Genomic DNA, 23,751 nt, shown 5'->3' on the forward strand with positions numbered 1-23,751 from the left:
ATTTGAAAGAATATTTTGTTCTGTTTAGAACGGATATTCATATATTTTTGATTCTTTGAGGAATGGATTTCCTACTGGCATTAATTGCAATTTGGAAAGTGCAGTCATTACAACGAAGATGAACAATCCTAAACCAAATAATATAGATCCAAGGTTTAACAATAATACTTCCGGAGTTTTCCAAAAAGGACCAACTGTTCCTGGCATCACCATATTGAAATAAACCAACCATTGACCGCAGATAACAATTACTGCTATGGTGGAAACAACTTTATAATTTCTCTTAATGCTTGAACTTACCAACACTGATAATGGAATGAAGAAATTCAGTATTAAGATAATCCAAAATACACTTTTATAATATTCGAAACGGCCAAAGAAATAGTTAACCTCTTCAGGAACGTTTGCATACCAGTATAACATGAACTGAGCAAACCACGTATAAGTCCAAAGCATACTCAATGCAAATAAGAAAACTCCTAAATCGTGCAAGTGATTATCATTAAATTGTGGTAATACCCCAGTTTTCTTTAAATAAACACTGATCAGGATGATAACAGCTAATGCTGAAGCCCAAGCACTTACCATTGCATACCAAATATACATGGTAGAATACCAGTGAGGGTCAATCGACATCAACCAATCCCATGCCCAAGCTGCAGAACAAAACCCGAAGAAAGCAATATAACCAATACTCCAGCTGTAGTAACTTGCATATACTTTTCTGCTTTTTGTTTCATCTACTTTCTTAGAAAGAGATTTCAATTTCCAAACGAAGAAAGAAGCTCCAATTACATAGAATAAAGTTCTGAAAACATAGAAAGGAATATTTAAAAACTTTTTCTTTTCGAAAAGAATTGGATCAAAATTTTTGTCGCCAGGAGTTGTCAATTCAGGATCCATCCAATGGAAAATATGACCAACGTGTGTTACATTTAAAAGCATTATGATTATAACCAATACTCCTGCATAAGGAATAAAAGAAGCAATAGCTTCCATCACTCTTAAAATAATAATAGACCAACCTGCATGTGCAGCGTTTTGGATACAGTAGAAAAATAATGCACAACAGCTCAGCGCGAATAAAAATACCGAAACGGTATGAATAGCGGCCAAAGGTTGATTGTGAATTTGATGTTTAGCATGTTCTAAATGCGCTGCATGATCTTGCGGTCCAACCAATTCGCTGGAATTTGTAGGAGCTTGAACTCCACCCGGATGAGCGGCTTCCATCATATGCTCAATTTTCGCATCATCCATTCCGTGATTCATAAAATAGCCTGCGCCAAAGAGTACTAATCCCAGAACGATAAATATGATTGAATATAATCTTAATTTAGGTGAAAAACTATACATGTTTTATTTCTTTTTATTTTTTAGGACTAGTCGTTACATTTGGTGCTGCTGCACTCGTTGTTGCGTCTGCTGTTTTTGCGTCAACTGCTGTAGCTGTTGCCATAGGCATTGCTGGAGTTGCAGCTGGTGCTGAATTTACTCCACCTTTGAAAGCGCTCATAATATATAGAGCAACTCTCCATCTGTCACCAGGAGTTAACATACCTGCATAAGAACCCATTGAGTTTCTTCCGTTCGTTAATACGTAATGAACAGAACCAACCGTGATTTCTCTATCTGCATATTTTGGTACTCCTGAGTAAGCGCCACTAACTACAATCGGACCTTGACCGTCACCGGCAATTCCGTGGCAAGCTGAACAGGTTTTGTCGTATAATCCTTTTCCTCTCTCAATATCTTTTGCCTGATTTGCAGAATTCAGAGGAGATGCTGTAATTAATTTTGAGGCATCATAACCGCCGTTATACATATCTGGAGTCATTGCTCCATAAAATGCTTCGTCAGCAACACCATCTTTATTTTGAGCAACTGTTCCATTTACAGGATATAAACCGGTTGCACCATTATGTTTTACAAAGGCAGGGATTTCATTTTCGTGTTTCGAATAAGCAATATCGGCTTTCATCAAAGGATCGTAAGCAACTGGAAAGTACATATCTGGAAAATAGACCAAAGGCGGATTTTCTTTACTACAAGAACTTAATGAAAATGCTGCAAAGCCTAAGATTGCTGTAACTTTAATAATATTATTTGTCATCATTTTACGCATCTTTTACAGTTATTTCTTCAACTCCGGTATCGATCAGAATCTGTTTTACTGCCTCAACATCATCGGTTAAAAATTCCATCATAAATTTATCATCAGTAGTTCTAGGATCTGGATTCTGCGGCGGACAACCTGGATACATTTTGTTTCTTACCAAAAACGTAAGCGACATCATGTGTGCTGCACAGAAAACCATTAATTCAAACATTGGCACTACAAATGCAGGCATATTATGTCCCCAATCAAATGAAGGTTTACCTCCGATATTCATTGGCCAATCATGATTCATGGTGTACCAAGTAACCAAACTTCCTACTGTTAATCCATACACCGCATAAATAAAAGCAGCATCTGAAATTCTTGTTTTTCTTAAACCTAAAGCTTTGTCAAGACCGTGAACCGGAAACGGAGTGTAAACCTCGTTAATAGCAATTCCTTTGTCATTACAAGCTTGTACGCCGTTTAACAAATCATCATCGTCGGCATAAATACCAAATACTATTTTAGTGGTGCTCATCTTCTTCTTCTTTTGCTTTATAAGTTTCACCTGATATTTTCAGAATAGTTTTCAGTTCAGCCTGTGCAATTACAGGGAACGATCTTGCGTATAATAAAAATAATACTCCAAAAAATCCTATTGTTCCTAAGAACACTCCAACATCAATAATTGATGGTTTAAACATCGTCCATGAACTTGGTAAATAATCTCTCGAAATGTTAATAACGATAATATCAAATCTTTCGAACCACATACCGATGTTAATAATTAAAGCAATAATGAATGTTGCAGTAATATTTGTTCTCACTTTTTTGAACCAGAATAATGCCGGAATTATTAAGTTACAAGTAATTAATGCCCAGAACGCCCACCAGTAAGGACCGGTTGCTGCACCTGGAGAAAGGTATGTAAAGTCTTCATATCTTGAACCAGAATACCATCCGATAAAATATTCTGTACCATAAGCTACAGTAACCATACCACCTGTAATAATGATTACGATATTCATAATTTCGATGTGGTACATCGTGATATAATCTTCCAAATGACAAACTTTTCTAGCCACTAACAAAAGTGTCTGTACCATTGCAAACCCGGAGAAAACTGCTCCTGCAACGAAGTACGGTGGATAGATCGTTGAGTGCCATCCTTTAATTACCGACGTAGCAAAGTCAAAGGATACCGTGGTATGTACGGAGAATACAAGTGGTGTTGCTAAACCTGCTAACACCAAAGATAATTCTTCGAAACGTTGCCAGTGTTTTGCTTTTCCACCCCATCCAAAGGAAAGGAAAGTATAAATTCTTTTTGTCCAGGGAGTTTTTGCTCTATCTCTGATCATTGCAAAGTCAGGAATTAATCCCATAAACCAGAATACGGTTGATACGGAGAAATAAGTCGAAATTGCAAATACATCCCAAAGTAACGGCGAGTTAAAATTCGTCCAAAGTGAACCGAACTGATTTGGCAAAGGGAAAACCCAATATCCAACCCAAACTCTACCCATGTGAATTACTGGAAAGATCGCTGCCTGTACAACAGCAAAGATGGTCATCGCTTCCGCAGAACGGTTAACAGACATTCTCCATCTTTGTCTAAATAATAACAATACTGCAGAGATCAAGGTTCCGGCGTGACCGATCCCTACCCACCACACGAAGTTGGTAATATCCCATCCCCAGTTATTGGTTCTGTTAAGTCCCCACGCACCGATCCCGGTACCAATGGTGTAAGCAATACAGCCAAATCCGTAAAGGAATAATGCTAATGCTACCCAAAAGGAAACCCACCACAGTTTACCTGCGCGTTCCTCGATAGGTCTTGCAATATCTTCGGAGATATCGTGATAAGTCTTATGACCAATAATTAAAGGTTCCCTTATCGGAGCTTCGTAATGTCCTGACATTTTTTACCTATTTATTATTTAAACGTTATTTTCTTTTCTGTTTCTTACTTTGGTATGATAGAAGACATTTGGTTTGGTACCAATCTCCTCTAGCAAAGTATATCTTCTATTCGTGCTGAATAATGCTCGCACTTCCGAACTTTTATCATTCATATCACCGAATTTCATTGCGCCAGTAGAACATGCATTCACACAAGCTGTGGAGAATTCACCGTCTTTGATGACCCTACCCTCTTTTTTAGCTTCCAAGATGGTGTTTTGTGTCATTTGAATACACATTGAACATTTTTCCATAACCCCTCTTGTTCTTACAACAACATCTGGGTTCAGTACCATTCTTCCTAAATCATTATTTTGATTAAAGTCGAATTTATCATTTAGGTTATAAGTGAACCAGTTGAATCTTCTTACTTTATACGGACAGTTGTTTGCACAATATCTTGTACCGATACATCTGTTATAAGCCATTTGATTTTGACCTTGCTTACCATGAGACGTTGCCGCAACCGGACAAACTGTTTCACAAGGAGCATGGTTACAATGTTGACACATTACCGGTTGGAAAATTACATCTGGATTATTACCAGGATGGTTTAATATACCCGCTTTCTTATCTAAGAAATGACCATACATTCCCGGAACATTCAGGTCGGCTGTGATAGCTTCTTCCTGAGATAGTTTTCCGTCTTTATTTAAATCAATATTGGCGGGAATATCAGTTGAGTAGTAACGGTCGATTCTCAACCAGAACATATCTCTAGACATTCTAACTTCTTCTCTACCAACGACAGGAACGTTATTTTCAGCTTGACAGGCGATGACACAAGCGCCACATCCTGTACAAGAATTTAAATCTACTGATAAATTAAAGTGAGGCCCATCGACATCATCGAAGGCATCCCAAAGATCAATTTTTCCGGCTGGCATTGCACCTCCAATAGTGTGATATTCCAAAGGTTTGTTCCAACCTAATTTTTCGTCATCAAATTTTACATTTAAGAAAGTATCCAAAGGAACTTCTCTAGCAATTTCATAACGGCCCATCAAAGTATTTTGAAGCTGCATTCCTGCAAATTCATAATCTCCACCAGTTTTCTCAATTTTTACATTCGACAAAACTGAATTTGAGCCATCAAATAAAGGGTAAGCATTAACACCGGTTTCGGCAACTTTACCAGAAAGTTTTTTACCATAACCAAGAGCAAGTCCGAATGAACCATCGGCTTGACCCGGCTGAATAAATACCGGAACGTCTTTTAAAGTAACACCGTTAACTGTTAAATTTACAACAGAACCATCTAGCTGCATTCTAGCATTCAAGCTATTTTCAAGACCTAATCTTTCTGCATCGCCTGGAGAAACCGTTAAATAATTGTCCCACGTTAATCGAGTAATTGGATCTGGAAGTTCTTGCAACCAAGGATTGTTTGCTTGAGTTCCGTCTCCGATGGCAGTTGTGGTATAAAGTGATAATTCTAGATCAGAAGCTTTGAAAGCACCCAATTCTGTAATCGCCTGTTGAGCATTTCCACCGGCGTAAGATAGTCTAGCGAGATTTCCGCCTTCCAATACGCCATTATAAAGTGCTTTATTGAAACTTACACCACCAATAAGCGTGGTTGCATTTGCTTTTAAATAATCATAGTAATTATTAGCAGGATTTCCTTTTCCGTTCATCCAAACCAATAATGACTCCTCTATCTGTCTTGATTTAAAGATTTTTTGAATGGTTGGTTGCATCAAAGTATAAACTCCTGTTTGCGGTGCAAAATCACCCCAAGATTCTAACCAGTTTGCTACCGGAATTACAGCTTTCGCTGCTTTGTACATTTCGTTTTTCTTATCTGCAATCGCAATAACGTAGGGTATTCTTCCTAAAGCTTTTTTGAAATCCTCTCCTTTATTACTAGAATAAATCGGGTTTACATTATTAGTAATAAAGACACCAATTTCACCAGTATCTAACCATCCTAAAAACTCCTTATATCTTACAGCATCAAACTCTTTTAGAAAACTTGCTTTTCCCGTTAAAGCAGTTGATGCTAATTTCTGATTGATTAAATGGGCCAAAACATAAGCACCTTTTGAACCATCAGCAAAAACAACAGCGTTGCTTCCTTTTGCCTGTAATTCTTTTACGATTTCTCCTGCTTCTTTACTCGTTGTTCCACCATTTAATCCATTGTAAACTTCAACTAAGACTTTGTTTACTGCACTTGGTTTTAATTGAACTCTCGTATCGGCATTTGCTCCAGTTAAAGACATATTCGATTCAATCTGAATGTGTCTCATCATTTCCGGACCTGGCTTTCTTGCCGCAGCATAAGAAGTATCTAAAGAACCTCCATTATAATCACCTAAGAAATCTGCTTGGAAAGAAACTACTAGTTGTGTCTTCGATAAATCATAAACCGGCAAAGTTCTTTGTCCAAAAACTTCCTGAGCAGCATCTAAAGCTGCAGTGTGAGGAATTGCATCGTATATTACGAGTTCTGCTGTAGGATATTTGGTTTTGAAATCTCCAAATAATTTTTTAAATGTTGGTGAAGGGAAAGAATGTGATAACACAACAATCTTTTTACCTCCTGATTGTGCTTCCGATAAACCTTTCAAAACGAAATCATCTACTTTATCAAAAGTTTCATCTTTTCCGTTGAGCTTAGGCTGTTTTACTTTATCGTTATCATAAAGAGAAAGTACAGCAGCTTGCGCACGAGCATTGGTTTTACCCAATTCATTTGCTAAAGGATTCGGCTCAATTTTAATGGGTCTTCCTTCTCTGGTTTTTACTAAAACGCTGGCAAAATCATGCCCATCAAAATAAGTAGTCGCGTAATAATTTGGAATTCCTGGAATAATTTCGTGCGGTTTTACAACATAAGGAATGGTCTTAATTACCGGTGCTTCACAAGCAGCCAAAGTTACTGCCGCTGTAGAGAATCCCAAAAGTTTCAGGAAATCTCTTCTTGAAGCTCCTGATTTATTCGATTTGTCGCTACCTAGTAATTCACCCACCGGAATTTCATTGAGAAATTCTTTTTGAGCCAACTTGCCGTTTAAGCTTGGATCTTGCAGTTCGTGAATACTTCTGAATTTTATTTTATTTGAAGCCATTGATACTTCTAATTTTTTGTTATTAATAATGACATTTACCACACTCAAGACCTCCAATCGCATCTACCGTAATTTTGGTTCCTGAACCATATTGTTTTTTTAACTTTTCGTGTAGATTTTTGAAGTACTCTTTATTATAACCATTGGTCATATCAACTTCAGTCGTTCTGTGACATTCAATACACCATCCCATCGTGAAATCATTTGCCATTTGCACCACATTCATAGTATCAACTTGCCCGTGACATGCTTTACAAACAACGTCGATTTTCGCTTCAGGGTTTTTCTTATTGAATGATGTTATGATCGCTTGTTCACCTGCCACAACGTGTTGTGCGTGGTTGAAATAAACAAAATCTGGCATATTATGAATTCTCGTCCATTCTACAGGATGTGTTTTTCCTGTATATTGTTGTGACGCTGGATCCCAACCTGTAGCAGAATATACTTTTTGAATCTCCCCATCATAGAAAGCTTTGTCCTTCCCCGGTTCCATATATTTTCCTTTGTATTCTGAAATATTTCGGTGACAGTTCATACAAACATTCATTGAAGGAACTTCAGAAACTTTACCATATTTCGCTGAAGAGTGGCAAAGTTGACAGTCGATTTTATTTTCGCCTGCATGGATTTTATGAGAGAAGTAAATTGGTTGTTCAGGTTTATAACCTTTATAAACACCAATCCACATCATCCAGTTCCAGATTCCATAAGCGGCAAAAATTCCTAAAATTACCAAGACTCCTTTTCCAATATAGCTGTATTTTCTATACAAATCGGCGAACGAAGTTGCTCTAGTTGCATTAAGTCCTGCTAATTCCTCAGTTTGCTGAAGTTTAACAAGTTGTCTTAATTTTAGAAGTAACCATAGTAATAGACCTCCAATCGCAAAAAGTGAAATCAAAATAACTTTTGAATTCATCGATTGTTTTTGCGCCATTTCTAGTGCAGCTACTGAGTTTGTATCTGTTCCAGTAGCAGCAGTTGCAGCAGGTTCAGGAGCAGGTGGGTTAGTGGTGTACTCTAAAATATCGTCGATATCCTTATCAGTAAGATTAGGAAACGCAAGCATTTCAGTTTTGTTAAATTTTTCAAAGATTTCATTCGCATACTTGTCGCCTGAAGCTCTTAGTGCTTTGTTATCTTTAATCCATTTGTGAAGCCAATCTGTGTCTAGATTTTGCTCTTTTTTTACTTTATCTACTATGCCTCCCAGAGCAGGACCAACAAGTTGCTTGTCTAAAGCGTGACATGCTGTACAGTTTGCTTTAAAAAGCTTTTCACCGTTTTTTGCATCTCCCTGAGCGTAAATAGAAGCACTGGTCGACAGCAACAAACATATTGCGATGAGACCTGTTTTGTAATGCTTTCTCCAACTAATCATTTATAAAATCTTGGGTTAGTAAATTGTATTATGTTTACTTTTAACTTGGCAAAAATAGTACTTTTAACAGAAAATTAAGAGTAGAAGCACGATGCAATTTATCATTTACGGTAATTTGTAATAGTTCTAAATTGCAAATGTTGGTATAATTTTTATTTGTTATAAATTTGCCAAAAATAAACTTTAATGAAATACATTCTTAAAATATTCACCGTCTTATCTATTCTCACAATTAATACCTTTGATGCACAGTTAGTTGTGAAAAACGATACGTTGTCAGGAACTCCGTTATCTATGACTATGGATAAAAAAATAGGTGATCTACTTGTAAATATTGAAGAAAAATGTGCCACCACAATCACTAATAATTCCGGGAAATCTTGGAGTGCCGGATCAGATTCTTCTTCAAATTCGAATATTCCTAAAATAAATGTACCTGAAAAAGAGCTTTCACAAGCCGAAATATGCAGAAGAAATCCAAGGATTATGGGTTACAAAATTCAGTTGGCAGTGGTGAAAAGTAATGAAGAAGCCAGAGAAGTAGGAATGTATTTCCGAAGAAGATTTCCGAATATGAAAGTGGAGATCGATGCCTCGCTAAGACCCAATTATAAAGTAATGGCAGGAAGTTATCTTTCTAAACAGACTGCGAGCTCAGACTTCAGCAGTGTTCAAAAAACATTTAAAGAAGCACGTTTGATTCCTTATCGCGTTTTCTGTGTTGAAGCAAAATAATTGTAAGCATTCGAAAATAAAATAAGCCGCTCTCTTTTGAAAGCGGCTTATTTTTAGACCAATTTTACTCTTTCGTAATTCGAAAGACTTGGTTTTTATACTTTTTATTAGGACAAGCCTCGACTTGTCCCTTATCTAATTTTTTACTAACAAGCGGAAACCTTCCCCGTGAACGTTGATGATCTCTAAACCATCATCTTCTCTGAGCAATTTTCTCAACTTCGCGATGTAAACATCCATACTTCTGGCTGTAAAATAATTCTCTTTTTTCCAGATCTTTCTTAAAGCCAGATCTCTCGGCATGAAGTCATTTCTGTGCATACAAAGCAATTTCAGCAATTCGTTTTCTTTTGGTGAAAGCTTGTATTCATTATCATTAACTCTCAGTTGACGCAGCATTGAGTCGAAGAAAATATTACTGATCTTGAACTGTTCCTGTTCGTCATCTTCCAAAACTGCGCTTCTTTGTAAAATTGCTTTGATCTTATAAAGCAAAAGCTCAGTATCAAAAGGTTTTGTAATATAGTCATCGGCACCTAACTGATATCCTTTTAAGATATCTTCGCGCATATTTCTGGCGGTAAGAAAAATGATCGGTATATTTTTGTCGATTCTTTTTACATCTTCTGCCAAACTGAAACCGTCTTTTTTCGGCATCATTACATCAAAAATACAGATGTCGAATTCGTTTTCTGTAAATTCTTTTAAACCCATTTCCCCATCTGTGGCTAGGTTCACTTCAAAATTATTTATCGTTAAATAATCTTTCAAAACAGCCCCAAAACTTTGGTCGTCTTCCACTAATAAGATTCTGTTACTCATAATACAATTGATTAAATTTATTTGTTTAGGCTAAAGATTTCTTCTTACCTTCTTCTTTTTTATTAAATATTTCTTTTTAGGCTTTATGCTGAGTAGGATTCATAGGTAATTTTATAGTAAATGTACTTCCTATATTTTTTTGAGAATCAACAATAATGAGACCTTTATGCAATTCTATAATCTTCTTCACATACGACAATCCTAATCCCTGCCCCTTTACATTGTGAATATTCCCAGTTTCTTCTCTAAAGAATTTTTCGAAAATCCGCACTTTGTTATCCGTTTCCATTCCCATTCCTTTATCAGAAATTTCGATGACGTACCAATTTCCTTCATTTCTAGTTCTCACCGTAATTTCCGGAGGTTCAGTCGAATATTTATTGGCATTATCCAGTAAATTAACCAAAGCATTCGAAAAGTGAAACTCATCAATTTTAAAATTATACTTTTCTGTATTAAATTCCTGAGTCAAAGTTCCTTTTCGTTGAGCCACGATTAAGCCGAAAGATTCGGTGATCTTTTTAATTAAGGCTCTTACATCGGTTTCCTTTAAAAATAATTTCACCTCATTCCTTTCCAGTTTCGACATATTCAAAATATTCTCCACCTGATGTTTCATTCGCAGATTTTCCTGCTTGATCAACGCCGAATAATATTTCACTTTCTCCGGATTGGTCGCTATTTTATCGTTGGCTAAAGAATCTGTTGCGACAGAAATCGTTGCGAGAGGCGTCTTAAATTCGTGGGACATATTATTGATGAAATCGGTTTTCACCTCTGCAATTTTTTTCTGCTTCATCATATAATTAATGGAAATAATATAAATCCCCAAAATGGTCAGCAAGGACATAAAAGTTCCCAGAAGCATGGGCAAATTTGTCTTTGCCAAGGAATAATCCTTCCGCGGAAAAACGAGCGCTAATGTATAAAGTGTTCGGTCTTTGCTGTCGGTAAAGAGCGGATACGTATAATTATTTTTATCTTTTTGATCCTTATAAATACTATTAATGACTTTGGTTGCTTCATTTTTTTTATCCATTATGGCAAAACCAAATTTCGTATCTAAACCATTCAACCTCAACTCCTTGGTCAAAATGGAATCTAAAGTTTTCTCATTGACTCGCTTTTCAACTGGCAAACTCGAAGCACTTAGTTTCGCAAATTCCCGCAAAGCATAAGTGTTGTTATTAATGTCTTTGCTTAATTGAGCTGTTAAAGGTTCTGACGTAATCTGCGGTTTTTTAATTTTCAGAATGCCTTCATCTGTATACAATTTGGTCAATGTAAGACTGTCGCCTTTTTGTGAAATAGGAATATTTTGATTTTCAACGATGCTTTTTTGAAAGGTGATCGTTGACTTATTACCAACTTCCGAATTTTGCTGAATATAAGTTTGCGTCGGTTGATTGCTACTATCGACCACATTTTTAGCAAAATTCTTATAATATTGATTCAGATATTTATCAACTTCCAGCTGCTGCGTTTTCATCGAAGAAGATTCTAATGCAGAATACACCTTATTTGAAAAATCCTGATTAAGAGCAGAATACAATTCTTTGATCCAATATAACTGAAGGGTTACAAAAACAACCATCGAAATTGTCATCAGTATTGAAATAAACGGAATGAACTTATTATTCATTTAATGATTTTAAATTTGAATTGTTAAAATTACTCATTTTAAGATTATAAAAACAAAATAGTTAGACAAATATTATGTTTAATTTCTTAAAATACTTTTTTTTAACAAATTATTGTGAATTCCATTCGGAAATATTTTAACGGTAAAACTTTAAAAATATTATCTAAATTTGTTTAAAATAAAAAGATGGATACTAAAATAGTTTTTAATACCGATGAGAATGCGGGAAGTCTGTATATCATGCAAGTTTTTTCTGCAAAACCTGCACTAATCTGGAATCACTTCACGCAATCTAATCTATTAGAAAAATGGTGGGCTCCAAAACCTTGGAAATGTGAAACAGTAGAAATGAAATTTGCTCCTGATGGAATTTGGAAATATAATTTGATCAGTCCTGAAGGTGAAAAACATTACGGCGCGTTAAAATACCACGAGATCAATTTGCACAGAAGTTTCGATTTTACAGAATATTTCACCGATGATAAAGGAGAAAAAATAGAAGAAGTACCTTCCGGGAATTGGTTGGTTGGTGTAACAGGAGTTGAAGAAGGCACAAAATTAACCATCAATATTCAGTATAATTCAGCTGAAGAATTACAAACCATTTTAGACATGGAATTTGAAAGTGGTTTTACAGAAGTTCTCAATCAATTAGAAGAATTACTTCATAAAAAAGACTGATTATAAAAATCAGTCTTTTTGTCTTTTACAAAAGTTCTTCATCGATAAAGTATTGAATGATCGCTTTTTTCATTAAAATTTGCTGTTCATTCGGTTTCAGATCAGGTAATTTTTCGACTTCCTCAAAATGTGGATATCCATCATCATCGTAATGCGAAAATTTGTAATATCCGAAAGGTTCTAACAATCGACAAACTGCGATATGCAGAATGTTCAACTTATCGTCTTTCGTATATTTCTGTTTCCCACTCCCCAATTCCTGAACGCCAATTAAGAATAAAAGTGTATCAATCTGCGGATGTTTCTCGGTATCGAAATTTTTAACAAAAAAGGCTTCAACTTCTTCCCAAAGTTCGTTGTCTGTCTTATTTTCCATCAATCTTATTTTCTAATTTCATTAAAAAAGCATATTCCAAAGAGTCTTCTTTCAGAGATTCAAATCTTCCACTTGCGCCGCCGTGACCCGAAGTCATATCGGTTTTAAATAAGAGAAGGTTATTATCCGTTTTCAATTCTCTTAATTTTGCCGTCCATTTTGCAGGTTCCCAATATTGAACCTGAGAATCGTGTAATCCAGTCGTGATCAAAATATTCGGATATTTTTTAGCTTCTACATTATCATAAGGAGAGTAAGATTTCATGTAATCGTAGAATTTCTTGTTTTTCGGGTTTCCCCATTCGTCAAATTCGCCCATTGTTAAAGGAATTGTCTCATCCAGCATAGTTGTAACAACATCTACGAAAGGAACTTGCGCGACAATTCCGTTGAAAAGTTCGGGTTCCATATTGATGACCGCTCCCATTAAAAGTCCTCCTGCACTTCCGCCCATCGCGTAAAGATGCTTTTCCGACGTGTAACTTTCTGAGACTAAATGTTTTCCCGCATCGATAAAATCGTAGAAGGTATTTTTTTTCTGAAGCATTTTTCCGTCTTCATACCATTCTCTTCCTAAATATTCTCCGCCTCGAATATGCGCAATTGCATAAACAAAACCTCGATCCAAAATTGAAAGTCGGACATTAGAAAAGCTCGCATCAACTGTATGTCCGTAACTTCCGTAACCATAAATCAATAAAGGCGTTTCGGGAGATTTTGGCGTGTCTTTATGATAAACCAAAGAAATTGGAATGGAATTTTTACCATCTCTTGAAGGCGCCCATATTCTTTCTGATATATAATTTTCGGCGAAGAATTTTCCACCTAAAACTTCGTGTTCTTTTAAAACTTTAGTGGTTTTTTCCTTCATATCATATTCCAAAGTTGAATTAGGTTTTGTCAATGAAGTATAACCGAAACGTAATTTCTCGGTATTAAATTCTAAATTCAAACCAATGTATGCGGTATAAGTTGGATCTAAAAATTCTAAATAATGTGAAGTATTGCTTTGATGATCGATCACCATGATGTAGAGCAAACCTTCTGTCCTTTCCTCTAAAACTAAATAATTATTGAAAATTTCAAAACCTTCCAATAATGTTTCCTGACGATGTGGAATAACTTCTACCCAATTTGCCATCTCTGGAGTTGCAACTTTTGTTTTTACAATTTTAAAATTGGTCGCTTCATCTGCATTGGTGATGATATAAAATTCATCTTTGTAATGTTCTACAGCATATTCCAAATCATCAATTCTGGGCTGAATAATTTTCCATTCTGCCAAAACATTGTCTGCCGGAATAAAGCGATGCTCATCGGAAATCGTACTGGAACTTGCAATAAAAATATATTCTAAAGACTTTGTTTTAAACACATTAACGTCAAAAGTCTCATCTTTTTCATGAAAAATTAAAACATCTTGAGAAGAATCGGTTCCCAATTGATGCAGAAAAACCTGATAAGCACGAAGACTGTCGTCTTTTCTCGTATAAAAAACATGTTCATTATCATTTGCCCAAACTGCTTTACCAGTTGTGTTGGGAATTTGATCCTGAAGAATTTCGCCGGTTTCTAAATTTTTAAAATTGATCTTATAAATTCTTCTACCCATCGTATCAGAAGAAAAACTCATCATTTTATTATTCGGCGAAACTGCAACACTTCCAACCTCGAAAAATTTTTGATTTTCTGCCAGAACATTTACATCAAGAAGAATTTCTTCTACATTTTCTAAAGTCTGAAATTTTCTACTGAAAATGGGATATTCTTTGCCAATTTCAAACCGTACGATATACCAATATTTATTAAAAAAATAAGGTAAACTTTCGTCGTCTTCCTTATATCTTGCTTTCATTTCATCGAAAAGTTCCTGCTGAAAATCGAGAGTATCTTTCATCACGAAATCACAATATGCATTTTCTTCCTCCAAATAAGAGGTGACTTCTGGATTTTCTCTTTCTTTCATCCAGAAATAATCATCAACTCTTTTGTCGCCATGAAATTCTAGAATGCTTCGTATTTTTTTTGCTTTGGGAGCGTTCATGCTTTTGAATAATTAGCTGTATGTTGTAAATTCTTGTGGTTGCAAATTCTAAAAATTTAGAATTTCAAAAAAACAAAGCCATCTTAATCCAGGAAAAAGACGGCTTCAAATATAATTTTATATTGACCTATTTTTCCATATTACGAAGATATTTCTCAATAGCCATAGTCATTGAAGGAGACTCTTTACTTGGTGCCATCACATCAACTCTTAAGCCCTCATCTTTCGCAGCCTGTTCTGTTGTTGCACCGAAAACCCCGATCTTTGTGTTCTCTTGCTTAAAATCTGGGAAATTTATTCCCAAAGATCGAACTCCTTGTGGACTGAAAAATACTAACATGTCGTAATCTTTTATCGAAACATCAGTCAAATCGCTGCAAACTGTTTTGTACATCGTTGCTCTGGTCCAGTCAATCGGTGCAGTTTCCAACACTTTCTGAACATCAGGACTTAGGAAATCAGATGCAGGAAGCAAATATTTTTCCGAAGGAAATTTTTTGAAAAGTGGAAGTAAATCGCTAAATGTTTTTTCTCCGAAAGAGATTTTCCGCTTTCTATAAACAATATGTTTCTGAAGATAATTCGCAATCGCTTCGGACTGACAAATATAACGCATAGAATCAGGCACCGCAAAACGCATTTCTTCTGCAAGACGGAAATAGTGATCTACCGCATTCTTGCTTGTAAAAATAATTCCTGTAAACTGAGAAAGATCAATTTTTTGAGTTCTAAGTTCTTTTGCATCAACACCTTCAACATGGATAAAAGGTCTAAAATCAATTTTGATTTTCTCCTTTTTCGCCATTTCCAAATACGGGGAAGACTCGTTTGGGGCAGGTTGCGAAACTAATATAGATTTAATTTTCATCATTAATTTTTAAAAAAATAATACTTTCCAGAGTACCAAAACAGGTACAATTTGAAGGGTGCAAATATACAAAAATTTATAATACCATTTTTGTGGCATAATGTCACTTTTATGGAAGAAATAAAACAACAATTTGAATAAAAATATCCCCAAAAATCCGCCAAAATAAAAAGGAAGCCTTTGCAGATCACCATCAGGGTAAAAGTAGCTGATCACACATAATATAATAATGATGACCGAGATACAAAAATAAAATTTGGAGACAGTAAAATAAAATAGATCCCATTTTTTAATCGTACCAGTTCCCGCAAAGAAAATATAAGTCAGCATATTTCTGATAAAATAAAATCCCAGAATTACTAAAAAAGTAAATCCGAATTTATTCAGTTCATAACCTAAAACGTGTATATTACCTACTTTCTTGGGAACCACAGGAATATACTGGGAAATAAATGCTGCGAAAACCAGACAAAAAACAAAACTGATAATGATCCAACTTAAGAGATTATTACTGGCATCGGGAAATTTTTGCATCAAAAATTCCTTCACAGTAGAATCCCGCTGCAAGGATCGAAACATGAAAACGTAAAGGGAAATACAACCGATTATAATGAAAACCACCCAATCATTTTGCTGCGTAATTCTTACCAATTCTAAACTTTTTGCAAAAGTAAGAATATAAAAGGAATTTAATTTATAATTAAAGTCATATTTAAATCGAAAACAAAAACAACCTTCTATAAAACGACAAAAAATAAAGCGGGAAAAGTTTATATTTGCCAATTAATTACGAAGATGAAGAAACTGGTCATTATACCGACCTACAACGAAAAAGAAAATGTAGAAAATATTATTTCCGCAGTTTTTCGGCTGGAAGAGGATTATCATATTCTTATCGTTGATGATTCTTCACCCGACGGAACCGGCGAAATTGTAAAAAAACTACAAAACACTTATCCAAATTATCTTCATTTAAGTGTAAGAAAAACTAAGGATGGTTTAGGAAAAGCGTACTTGCATGGATTTGCATGGGCTTTGCAAAACAATTACGATTACATTTTCGAGATGGATGCCGATTTTTCTCACAATCCAAAGGACCTTAATAAATTATTTGAAGCCTGCAAAAATGCTGATATGAGCATCGGTTCCCGATATTCCAAAGGAGTAAATGTGGTGAATTGGCCAATGGGAAGAGTTTTGCTTTCCTACTTTGCATCTATATATGTACGAACAATTTTAGGAATTCCAATTCACGATACTACGGCTGGATTTGTTTGTTTCAGTAGAAAAGTTTTGGAAACTATCAATTTAAAGGACATTAAATTAAAAGGATACGGTTTTCAAATAGAAATGAAATTCCGTGCCTTGAAAAAAGGATTTAAAGTGGTAGAAGTTCCTATTATTTTTACCAACCGCGAATTGGGAACAAGCAAAATGAATGGCGGAATTATTCACGAAGCCGTTTTCGGTGTTTTAAATTTAAAGTGGAAATCAATTATTGGCAGATTATGAAAAAGTACCTTTTAATTATTTTTTCTTTATTAATGAGTTGCACACAGTTGATTGATCCACCCAAAAATTTAATTCCTAAAGATAAAATATCGGAAATCGTTGCAGAATTTGCGATGAACGACCAAATCAACACCTACGTTCCCGGAAGCAACTTGGAAAATGCTACAAGAATGGCTTTAAAACAAAGAAATATAAAATCAGCAGACTTTATACAGAGTTATAAATATTACATCGCAACAGGCGAGTTAGAAAAAATTATGAATGATGCGCAGGAAATTATTCTAACGAAAGACCCTTCTGCGAGAGATTATATCGATAAAAAATTAAAAGAAAATAAAAATACACCTCTTCTTGTCAAATAATATGATATCCCCATTCTTCGAAATTAATAAAACTTCAACCGGTAAAGCCAGAGCCGGAACCATCACAACAGATCACGGAACCATTCAAACACCCATTTTTATGCCGGTAGGAACAGTAGCTTCTGTAAAAACTGTTCATCAAAGAGAATTAAAAGATGATATCAAAGCGCAAATTATTTTAGGAAACACCTATCATCTTAATCTGCGTCCGAAAATGGATATTATGCAAGCTGCAGGTGGATTGCACAAATTCATGAATTGGGATTTACCGATTCTAACAGATTCCGGTGGTTACCAGGTTTTTTCTTTGTCAAAATCTAGGAAACTTAATGAAGCAGGAGTAAAATTTAAATCTCACATCGATGGAAGTACGCATTTTATTTCCCCTGAAATTTCCATGGAAATCCAGAGACAGATCGGCGCCGATATTTTTATGGCGTTTGACGAATGTGTTGCTTATCCCGCTGAATACAATCAAGTAAAAAAATCAATGGATCTTACGCATCGATGGTTAAAAAGATGTATAAAATGGAACGCAGAAAACCCTGAATTATACGGACATAAACAAGCTTTTTTTCCGATCGTTCAAGGTTCTTGTTATTCGGATTTAAGAAAAAAATCTGCAGAATTTATTTCAGAACAAAACGCGGTTGGAAATGCAATTGGCGGACTTTCTGTCGGAGAACCTGAAGAAGAAATGTACAGAATTACTGACGAAGTAACCGATATTTTACCAAAAGATAAACCCCGATATTTAATGGGAGTTGGAACGCCGTGGAATATCATCGAAACCATTGGACTCGGAATTGATATGATGGATTGTGTGATGCCGACAAGAAATGCCAGAAATGCAATGCTTTTTACATGGCAAGGTGTTATGAATATGAAAAATAAAAAGTGGGAAAGTGATTTTTCTCCTTTAGATGAATTCGGAACCAGTTATGTAGATACAGAATATTCCAAAGCGTATGTTCGCCATTTATTTGTGGCGAAAGAATATTTAGCAAAACAGATCGCTTCCATTCATAATCTTGCATTTTATTTGGATTTGGTAAAGGTTGCGCGCGAACATATCGTTGCAGGAGATTTCTACGAATGGAAAGATTCGATTATTCCAGTTTTGAGACAAAGATTGTAAAATTTTTAAGATCACATGAAAATAATAGATTTATATATCATCAAAAAATATCTTGGAACTTTCGGGTTTATGTTGGGATTATTAACTATTATCGTATTGGTAATCGATGTTCAGGCAAAAGCACCCCGAATTGAATCTAATGGATTTACGGTAACCGAATTCCTTATCAACTTTTATCCATACTGGATAGTAAATCTGATCATCACCTTCATGTCGATTTTGGTTTTTATCTCCGTTATTTTCTTTACTTCAAGAATTGCAAATGACACTGAGATCGTAGCGATAATAAGTTCTGGCGCAAGTTTTCATCGTTTTGCAAGACCTTATTTAATGACTTCTGGCTTGATCGCTATTTTTGCGCTTTTGCTCAATCACTATGTTTTGCCCCTTGCAAATATCAAGAAGAATGAATTGGAACCTTACACCTACACCACAATGGCTCGGGAAGAATTTACAGGAAGCTCTGAGGTTTCAACGCAACTTTCCAAGACCGAATATATTTTCGTTAAAAGTTATAATAAGAAAGAAAAACGCGGATCTGGATTCATTTATCAAAAATTCGACAAAAACAGAAAGTTAATTTACCAGCTTAATGCGACCGATTTCAATTGGGACAATAGTAAAAAGCTTTTTATTCTCAATAATTTTTTTACAAAGACCATCAATAAAGATGAAACCGAAAAATTAGGAAACGGAACGGTAATGGAGAAAAGTTTCATTCATCCGCCGGAAGAATTATTTCCCGATGTCTTGCTCGGTCAAAATAAAACAACGCCCGACCTGATCAAATTCATCGACAGAGAAAAAGAAAAAGGAAACGGAAATCTCAACAATTATCTCAATGAATTGTACCAAAGAACTTCGATGCCAGTTTCGGTGATCATCTTAACTTTCCTCGGATTATCTTTGTCATCACAGAAAAAACGCGGTGGTTTAGGAGTAAATCTTGCGATCGGAATTGCCCTGGCTTTTGTTTTTGTATTCTCCTTTGAAGCCTTGAAGGTGGTGTCTGCCAATAAAACATTAACGCCACTTTTAGCAATGTGGTTACCAAACCTGGTTTTCGGACCAGTTGCCGTCTATTTATATTTCAAAAGAGCTAATCAATAAAGCAGTTCGATTTCTTTGTGGTAAAACTTTTGAAGACCTTTATTTTCTAATTCTACCCAAAGGATACCGTTTTTATCGACTTCTTTTATAATGCCATTTTGTCTTAAACCTTCAATATCGAAAACTGAAATCTGATTTTTTCGAAATAATTGGCTATTTAATCTTGTTAAAATCTCAAGTTCAGAAACTTCTTTCATTAAATGACTTAAAAAATATTCATTGAGCGCTTCTGTGAACTCATTCAAATTAAATTTTAAACCAGTCTGAGTAAGCAATGATCCTGCTCTTGTAAGATTCTCAAATTTTTCCTGCAGAATATTTATACCAATGCCAATGATGAAATAAGGTATTCCACCAACGTTTTTTTTCTCGATCAACAGTCCGGCAATTTTTTTATTCTTAATGATCAAATCATTTGGCCACTTTATTTCAACAACTGATTTTGTCATAATGGCTAGAAAGTCCGCCAATATTAGAGCGGTATAGAAATTGAATAAATGATCCTGTAATTTAATAAGAGAAGAAGGAACAGCAATTGTGAAAGCTAGATTCAAATTTTCTGATGATTGCCAGGAATTTCCATACTGTCCTTTTCCTTTTGTTTGCTTGAAAGTATAAACAGAGAGTAACTCATTAGGTTCCGCAGGGAGGAAATGGAGGATTTCATCATTAGTTGATCCACATTCATTCAAATAAATAATTGAAGCCATTAAGAAAACTTTAAGAGTTAGAATGGGTAAATTTGAGACTAATTAAATAAAAAAACAATAAATTTGCAGATTATACAAAATTTTTAATGAATAAGATTACAGAAAAGCAACTACTTATCGACAAAATAGTAGAAGCAATGCAAGATACAAAGGGAGAAGACATCCTAATTTTTGATTTAACGAAGATTGAAAACTCAGTAGCAGAAACATTTATCATCTGTAGCGGAAACTCTAACACCCAGGTTTCTGCAATCGCAGGAAATATCGAGAAAAAGGTAAGAAATGACTTACAGGATCGTCCTTGGCATGTGGAGGGGAATGAAAATGCTTTGTGGGTTCTTCTTGATTACGTCTCGGTCGTTGTGCATGTTTTCCAAAGAGAAACCCGTGAATATTACGATATTGAGGAACTCTGGGGAGATGCGAAAATCACCAAAATAGAAAATTAAAATTAATGATATTTGACGGAATTATATTTTCGTCAAAATTTTTATAGAAAAAATATGAATAATAATAAAGGATTTAACTGGTTTTTTCCAATAGCAATTGGAGCCATTCTACTCTTTTTCTTTTCGAATATGAACAGCAATGCTGACTCAAATAATATCGATGAAGATGCATTCTACGCCTTAATGCAACAGGGAAAAGTACAGGATGTTTTAGTTTATAAAGACACCGAAAAGGCGGACGTTTTCCTCACAAAAGCAGCAAAAACAGAATTGGCAAGCAAACAAAAGGCTAAAGAAAAAAGCCCTTTTGATGCTTTCGATTTTGCACCAAAAGCAGATTATAATTTGAGTTTCGGTGATTTGCAGTTGTTTCTGGAGAAATTCGACAAGATCAAACAGGAAAACCCAACCATTGTAACGAAGAAAGATTACGGTGTGGGCAAAAACCCGATGACAGAATTGCTCTTTACTGCGATCTTCTGGATTGCAATTATGGCTTTATTTTATTTTGTGATCTTCCGCAAAATGATGGGCGGCGGTGGCGGTGGAGCCGGTGGACAAATATTTTCCATTGGTAAATCCAAAGCGAAACTTTTTGACGAAAAAGATAAAGTTCAGGTTTCATTTAAAGATGTTGCCGGTTTAGAAGGTGCAAAAGAAGAAGTACAGGAAGTTGTAGATTTCTTGAAGAATTCAGAAAAATACACTAAACTCGGTGGAAAAATCCCGAAAGGAGTATTATTGGTTGGTCCTCCCGGAACTGGGAAAACCCTTTTAGCAAAAGCCGTTGCAGGTGAAGCAAAAGTACCTTTCTTCTCTCTTTCTGGATCAGATTTCGTTGAAATGTTTGTAGGAGTTGGTGCTTCACGAGTACGTGATTTGTTTGCACAGGCAAAACTTAAATCTCCAGCAATTATTTTTATTGATGAAATTGATGCCATTGGTAGAGCCAGAGGAAAAGGAAATATGACCGGTGGGAATGACGAAAGAGAAAATACACTGAATCAATTGCTTACAGAAATGGACGGTTTCGGAACCGACACGAATGTAATCATTATGGCGGCAACCAACAGAGCCGATATTTTAGATAAAGCTTTAATGAGAGCTGGTCGATTTGACCGTTCGATTTATGTTGACTTACCAGAATTGCACGAAAGAAGAGAAATTTTCGATGTGCATTTGGCGAAAATTAAAATGGAGCCTAATATTGACCGAGAATTTTTGGCCAAACAAACTCCAGGGTTTAGTGGAGCAGATATTGCGAATCTTTGTAATGAAGCAGCATTAATTGCAGCAAGAAACTCCCACGAAGCAGTATCGACTCAAGATTTTTTAGATGCTGTTGATAGAATTATCGGCGGACTTGAAAAGAAAAATAAAGCGATCAAACCTTCGGAAAAAAGAAGAGTTGCCTATCATGAAGCAGGTCACGCTACAATCTCCTGGTTGGTAGAACATGCAGCACCTCTATTAAAGGTTACGATTGTACCAAGAGGACGTTCTTTAGGAGCAGCTTGGTATCTTCCGGAAGAAAGACAGTTGACAACAACTGAACAGATGTATGATGAACTTTGCGCGACTTTAGGAGGAAGAGCTGCAGAACAAACTATTTTCGGAAATATCTCAACAGGTGCACTTTCAGATTTAGAAAGAGTGACAAAGCAGGCTCAAGCAATGGTGACGATTTACGGTTTAAATGACAAAGTAGGAAATATTTCTTATTACGACAGCACCGGACAATCTGAATATAGCTTCGGGAAACCATATTCTGAGAACACCGCTAAAATGATTGATGAAGAAATTTCTAAGATTATTGAGACTCAATATGCAAGAGCGTTACAAATTTTAGCTGAAAATAAAGACAAATTGGATGCGCTTGCGGCAAAACTTTTAGAAAAAGAAGTTATCTTCCGGGAAGATTTAGAAGAAGTTTTTGGAGAAAGAGCTTGGGATCCTGAATTAACAGAACATCCTGTGTCTAATACTCATAAAGGTGAAACTCCGGAAGAAGAAGCGGTAATTGTAGCACCAGATTCTGGAACTCAGCTTTAATAAAAATAGTCCTGATTATTTAAATTATCGTAAATAATCAGGATTTTTGTATTTAATTGATTGTTTACGTAAATATTTTCTATTTTTGCAATAACAATCGCATAATCAATAGAAATTGAGTCTTTTCAAAAAAATTGTCGGAAAAATATTAAACCAACCTGAAGAAGATGATAATCAGGATTTGATAAAACTTGGGGATCAGCTGAAAAATGCTGACCTTGATTACAAGTTTGCGCAGCTTTTTACGCATTCCGGTGGATTTTTCAACTATTGTGCAGATGAAGCAGAAGCGCTTCAAACACTTAATCATATTCTGAAAATAGAAGATATAAAATCTGTTTTTTGTTGGGATGCCGATTTGAAGAACTTTTTAGATGTTGTAAAAGTTCCTTATACCAAAGAACTCGAACTTTTCAACGATTGTGCCTTTATCACCTGCGAATATTTAATCGCTTATGACGGCAGAATTATGCTTTCCTACAATAATATTCAACATTACCATTCTTCAAGACTTCCGCAGAAAATTATTTTGATGGCCAATGTTTCTCAGATCGTAACCAATCTGAACGATGCGATGAGTAAAATTAAACGCAACGGGAACATTCGAAATCTCACCTCAATCAGTGGAAGCAACTCCAAATTGGATACGCCAAATAAGGATAATACAAAACTTTTCTTACTTTTGCTCGAAGATTAGTTCTTCGACTTATGGAAAAGAAAAAACTA

At 35.4% G+C, this 23,751-nt stretch carries 22 protein-coding genes; 9 read left to right on the forward strand and 13 right to left on the reverse strand.

Annotated features, from left to right (window positions below; translation table 11 throughout):
- Positions 1 to 24 precede the first annotated feature (24 nt).
- Genes OA86_RS05265 through OA86_RS05290 form a run of 6 tightly spaced genes read right to left on the reverse strand, consistent with a single transcriptional unit; the run spans position 25 to position 8,524 of the window.
- Complete coding sequence (locus tag OA86_RS05265; protein ID WP_039349825.1) at positions 25 to 1,356, reverse strand: quinol:cytochrome C oxidoreductase; 1,332 nt, start codon at positions 1,354 to 1,356, stop codon at positions 25 to 27.
- Between the two features lie 13 nt (positions 1,357 to 1,369).
- On the reverse strand, positions 1,370 to 2,113 hold the full coding sequence (locus OA86_RS05270) for a c-type cytochrome (protein ID WP_039350526.1): 744 nt from the start codon (positions 2,111 to 2,113) through the stop codon (positions 1,370 to 1,372).
- 4 nt (positions 2,114 to 2,117) lie between these two features.
- A complete protein-coding gene (locus OA86_RS05275; protein WP_039349827.1) occupies positions 2,118 to 2,639 on the reverse strand; it encodes a DUF3341 domain-containing protein in 522 nt (173 codons plus the stop codon).
- Positions 2,626 to 4,026 (reverse strand): NrfD/PsrC family molybdoenzyme membrane anchor subunit, encoded by a 1,401-nt coding sequence (nrfD, locus tag OA86_RS05280; RefSeq protein WP_039349829.1) that lies wholly within the window; start codon positions 4,024 to 4,026, stop codon positions 2,626 to 2,628. The genes OA86_RS05275 and nrfD overlap by 14 nt, the downstream gene beginning before the upstream one ends.
- An 18-nt stretch (positions 4,027 to 4,044) precedes the next feature.
- On the reverse strand, positions 4,045 to 7,140 hold the full coding sequence (locus OA86_RS05285) for a TAT-variant-translocated molybdopterin oxidoreductase (protein WP_039350528.1): 3,096 nt from the start codon (positions 7,138 to 7,140) through the stop codon (positions 4,045 to 4,047).
- 22 nt (positions 7,141 to 7,162) lie between these two features.
- Positions 7,163 to 8,524 carry a c-type cytochrome gene (locus OA86_RS05290; protein ID WP_039349830.1) on the reverse strand — a complete coding sequence of 454 codons (1,362 nt, stop codon included), beginning with the start codon at positions 8,522 to 8,524 and terminating at the stop codon, positions 7,163 to 7,165.
- Positions 8,525 to 8,710: 186 nt separating this feature from the next.
- On the opposite strand from OA86_RS05290, the gene OA86_RS05295 reads away from it, so the two are divergent.
- Positions 8,711 to 9,259 carry a hypothetical protein gene (locus OA86_RS05295; protein ID WP_052257397.1) on the forward strand — a complete coding sequence of 183 codons (549 nt, stop codon included), beginning with the start codon at positions 8,711 to 8,713 and terminating at the stop codon, positions 9,257 to 9,259.
- A gap of 135 nt (positions 9,260 to 9,394) precedes the next feature.
- Here the strand turns inward: OA86_RS05295 and OA86_RS05300 are convergent, their stop codons facing one another.
- Entirely contained in the window at positions 9,395 to 10,081 is a 687-nt protein-coding gene (locus OA86_RS05300; protein ID WP_039349832.1) for a response regulator transcription factor, read from the reverse strand.
- Positions 10,082 to 10,157: 76 nt separating this feature from the next.
- The gene (locus OA86_RS05305) at positions 10,158 to 11,723 is read right to left on the reverse strand and encodes a sensor histidine kinase (RefSeq protein ID WP_039349833.1); all 1,566 of its coding nucleotides are present in this window, start codon (positions 11,721 to 11,723) and stop codon (positions 10,158 to 10,160) included.
- A gap of 186 nt (positions 11,724 to 11,909) precedes the next feature.
- Here OA86_RS05305 and OA86_RS05310 point away from each other — a divergent pair, with 186 nt between their 5' ends.
- A complete protein-coding gene (locus OA86_RS05310; protein WP_039349835.1) occupies positions 11,910 to 12,404 on the forward strand; it encodes an SRPBCC family protein in 495 nt (164 codons plus the stop codon).
- A gap of 25 nt (positions 12,405 to 12,429) precedes the next feature.
- Here OA86_RS05310 and OA86_RS05315 read toward each other — a convergent pair whose 3' ends face one another.
- The 4 genes from OA86_RS05315 to OA86_RS05330 all read right to left on the reverse strand — a co-directional run bounded on the left by OA86_RS05315 (position 12,430) and on the right by OA86_RS05330 (position 16,343).
- Complete coding sequence (locus tag OA86_RS05315; RefSeq protein WP_039349837.1) at positions 12,430 to 12,780, reverse strand: hypothetical protein; 351 nt, start codon at positions 12,778 to 12,780, stop codon at positions 12,430 to 12,432.
- On the reverse strand, positions 12,770 to 14,824 hold the full coding sequence (locus tag OA86_RS05320; RefSeq protein ID WP_039349840.1) for a S9 family peptidase: 2,055 nt from the start codon (positions 14,822 to 14,824) through the stop codon (positions 12,770 to 12,772). Before OA86_RS05320 ends, OA86_RS05315 begins: the two co-directional genes overlap by 11 nt.
- Before the next feature lie 127 nt (positions 14,825 to 14,951).
- Entirely contained in the window at positions 14,952 to 15,692 is a 741-nt protein-coding gene (locus OA86_RS05325) for a uroporphyrinogen-III synthase (protein WP_039349842.1), read from the reverse strand.
- A gap of 9 nt (positions 15,693 to 15,701) precedes the next feature.
- On the reverse strand, positions 15,702 to 16,343 hold the full coding sequence (locus OA86_RS05330; RefSeq protein ID WP_246008025.1) for a DUF4271 domain-containing protein: 642 nt from the start codon (positions 16,341 to 16,343) through the stop codon (positions 15,702 to 15,704).
- Positions 16,344 to 16,487: 144 nt separating this feature from the next.
- Between OA86_RS05330 and OA86_RS05335 the strand changes: the two genes are divergently transcribed.
- Genes OA86_RS05335 through OA86_RS05350 form a run of 4 tightly spaced genes read left to right on the forward strand, consistent with a single transcriptional unit; the run spans position 16,488 to position 19,814 of the window.
- On the forward strand, positions 16,488 to 17,204 hold the full coding sequence (locus OA86_RS05335) for a polyprenol monophosphomannose synthase (RefSeq protein ID WP_039349846.1): 717 nt from the start codon (positions 16,488 to 16,490) through the stop codon (positions 17,202 to 17,204).
- A complete protein-coding gene (locus OA86_RS05340) occupies positions 17,201 to 17,566 on the forward strand; it encodes a DUF4296 domain-containing protein (RefSeq protein WP_039349848.1) in 366 nt (121 codons plus the stop codon). Before OA86_RS05335 ends, OA86_RS05340 begins: the two co-directional genes overlap by 4 nt.
- Before the next feature lies 1 nt (position 17,567).
- Complete coding sequence (gene tgt / locus OA86_RS05345) at positions 17,568 to 18,704, forward strand: tRNA guanosine(34) transglycosylase Tgt (protein WP_039349849.1); 1,137 nt, start codon at positions 17,568 to 17,570, stop codon at positions 18,702 to 18,704.
- 15 nt (positions 18,705 to 18,719) lie between these two features.
- Positions 18,720 to 19,814, forward strand: a complete 1,095-nt coding sequence (locus OA86_RS05350; protein WP_039349851.1) for an LptF/LptG family permease — start codon at positions 18,720 to 18,722, stop codon at positions 19,812 to 19,814.
- On the opposite strand, the gene OA86_RS05355 is transcribed toward OA86_RS05350, so the two are convergent.
- A complete protein-coding gene (locus OA86_RS05355) occupies positions 19,808 to 20,524 on the reverse strand; it encodes a biotin--[acetyl-CoA-carboxylase] ligase (protein WP_039349856.1) in 717 nt (238 codons plus the stop codon). The genes OA86_RS05350 and OA86_RS05355 overlap by 7 nt on opposite strands.
- 86 nt (positions 20,525 to 20,610) lie before the next feature.
- Between OA86_RS05355 and rsfS the strand changes: the two genes are divergently transcribed.
- From rsfS to OA86_RS05370, 3 genes are all read left to right on the forward strand, one after another.
- Positions 20,611 to 20,973 (forward strand): ribosome silencing factor, encoded by a 363-nt coding sequence (gene rsfS / locus OA86_RS05360; protein ID WP_039349857.1) that lies wholly within the window; start codon positions 20,611 to 20,613, stop codon positions 20,971 to 20,973.
- Between the two features lie 54 nt (positions 20,974 to 21,027).
- A complete protein-coding gene (ftsH, locus tag OA86_RS05365; RefSeq protein WP_039349858.1) occupies positions 21,028 to 23,025 on the forward strand; it encodes an ATP-dependent zinc metalloprotease FtsH in 1,998 nt (665 codons plus the stop codon).
- A 115-nt stretch (positions 23,026 to 23,140) separates the two neighbouring features.
- Positions 23,141 to 23,722 carry an LUD domain-containing protein gene (locus OA86_RS05370; RefSeq protein ID WP_039349859.1) on the forward strand — a complete coding sequence of 194 codons (582 nt, stop codon included), beginning with the start codon at positions 23,141 to 23,143 and terminating at the stop codon, positions 23,720 to 23,722.
- The last annotated feature ends 29 nt before the right edge of the window (positions 23,723 to 23,751 follow it).

The organism is Kaistella jeonii (assembly GCF_000812865.1).
Classification (GTDB): Bacteria; Bacteroidota; Bacteroidia; order Flavobacteriales; family Weeksellaceae; genus Kaistella; species Kaistella jeonii.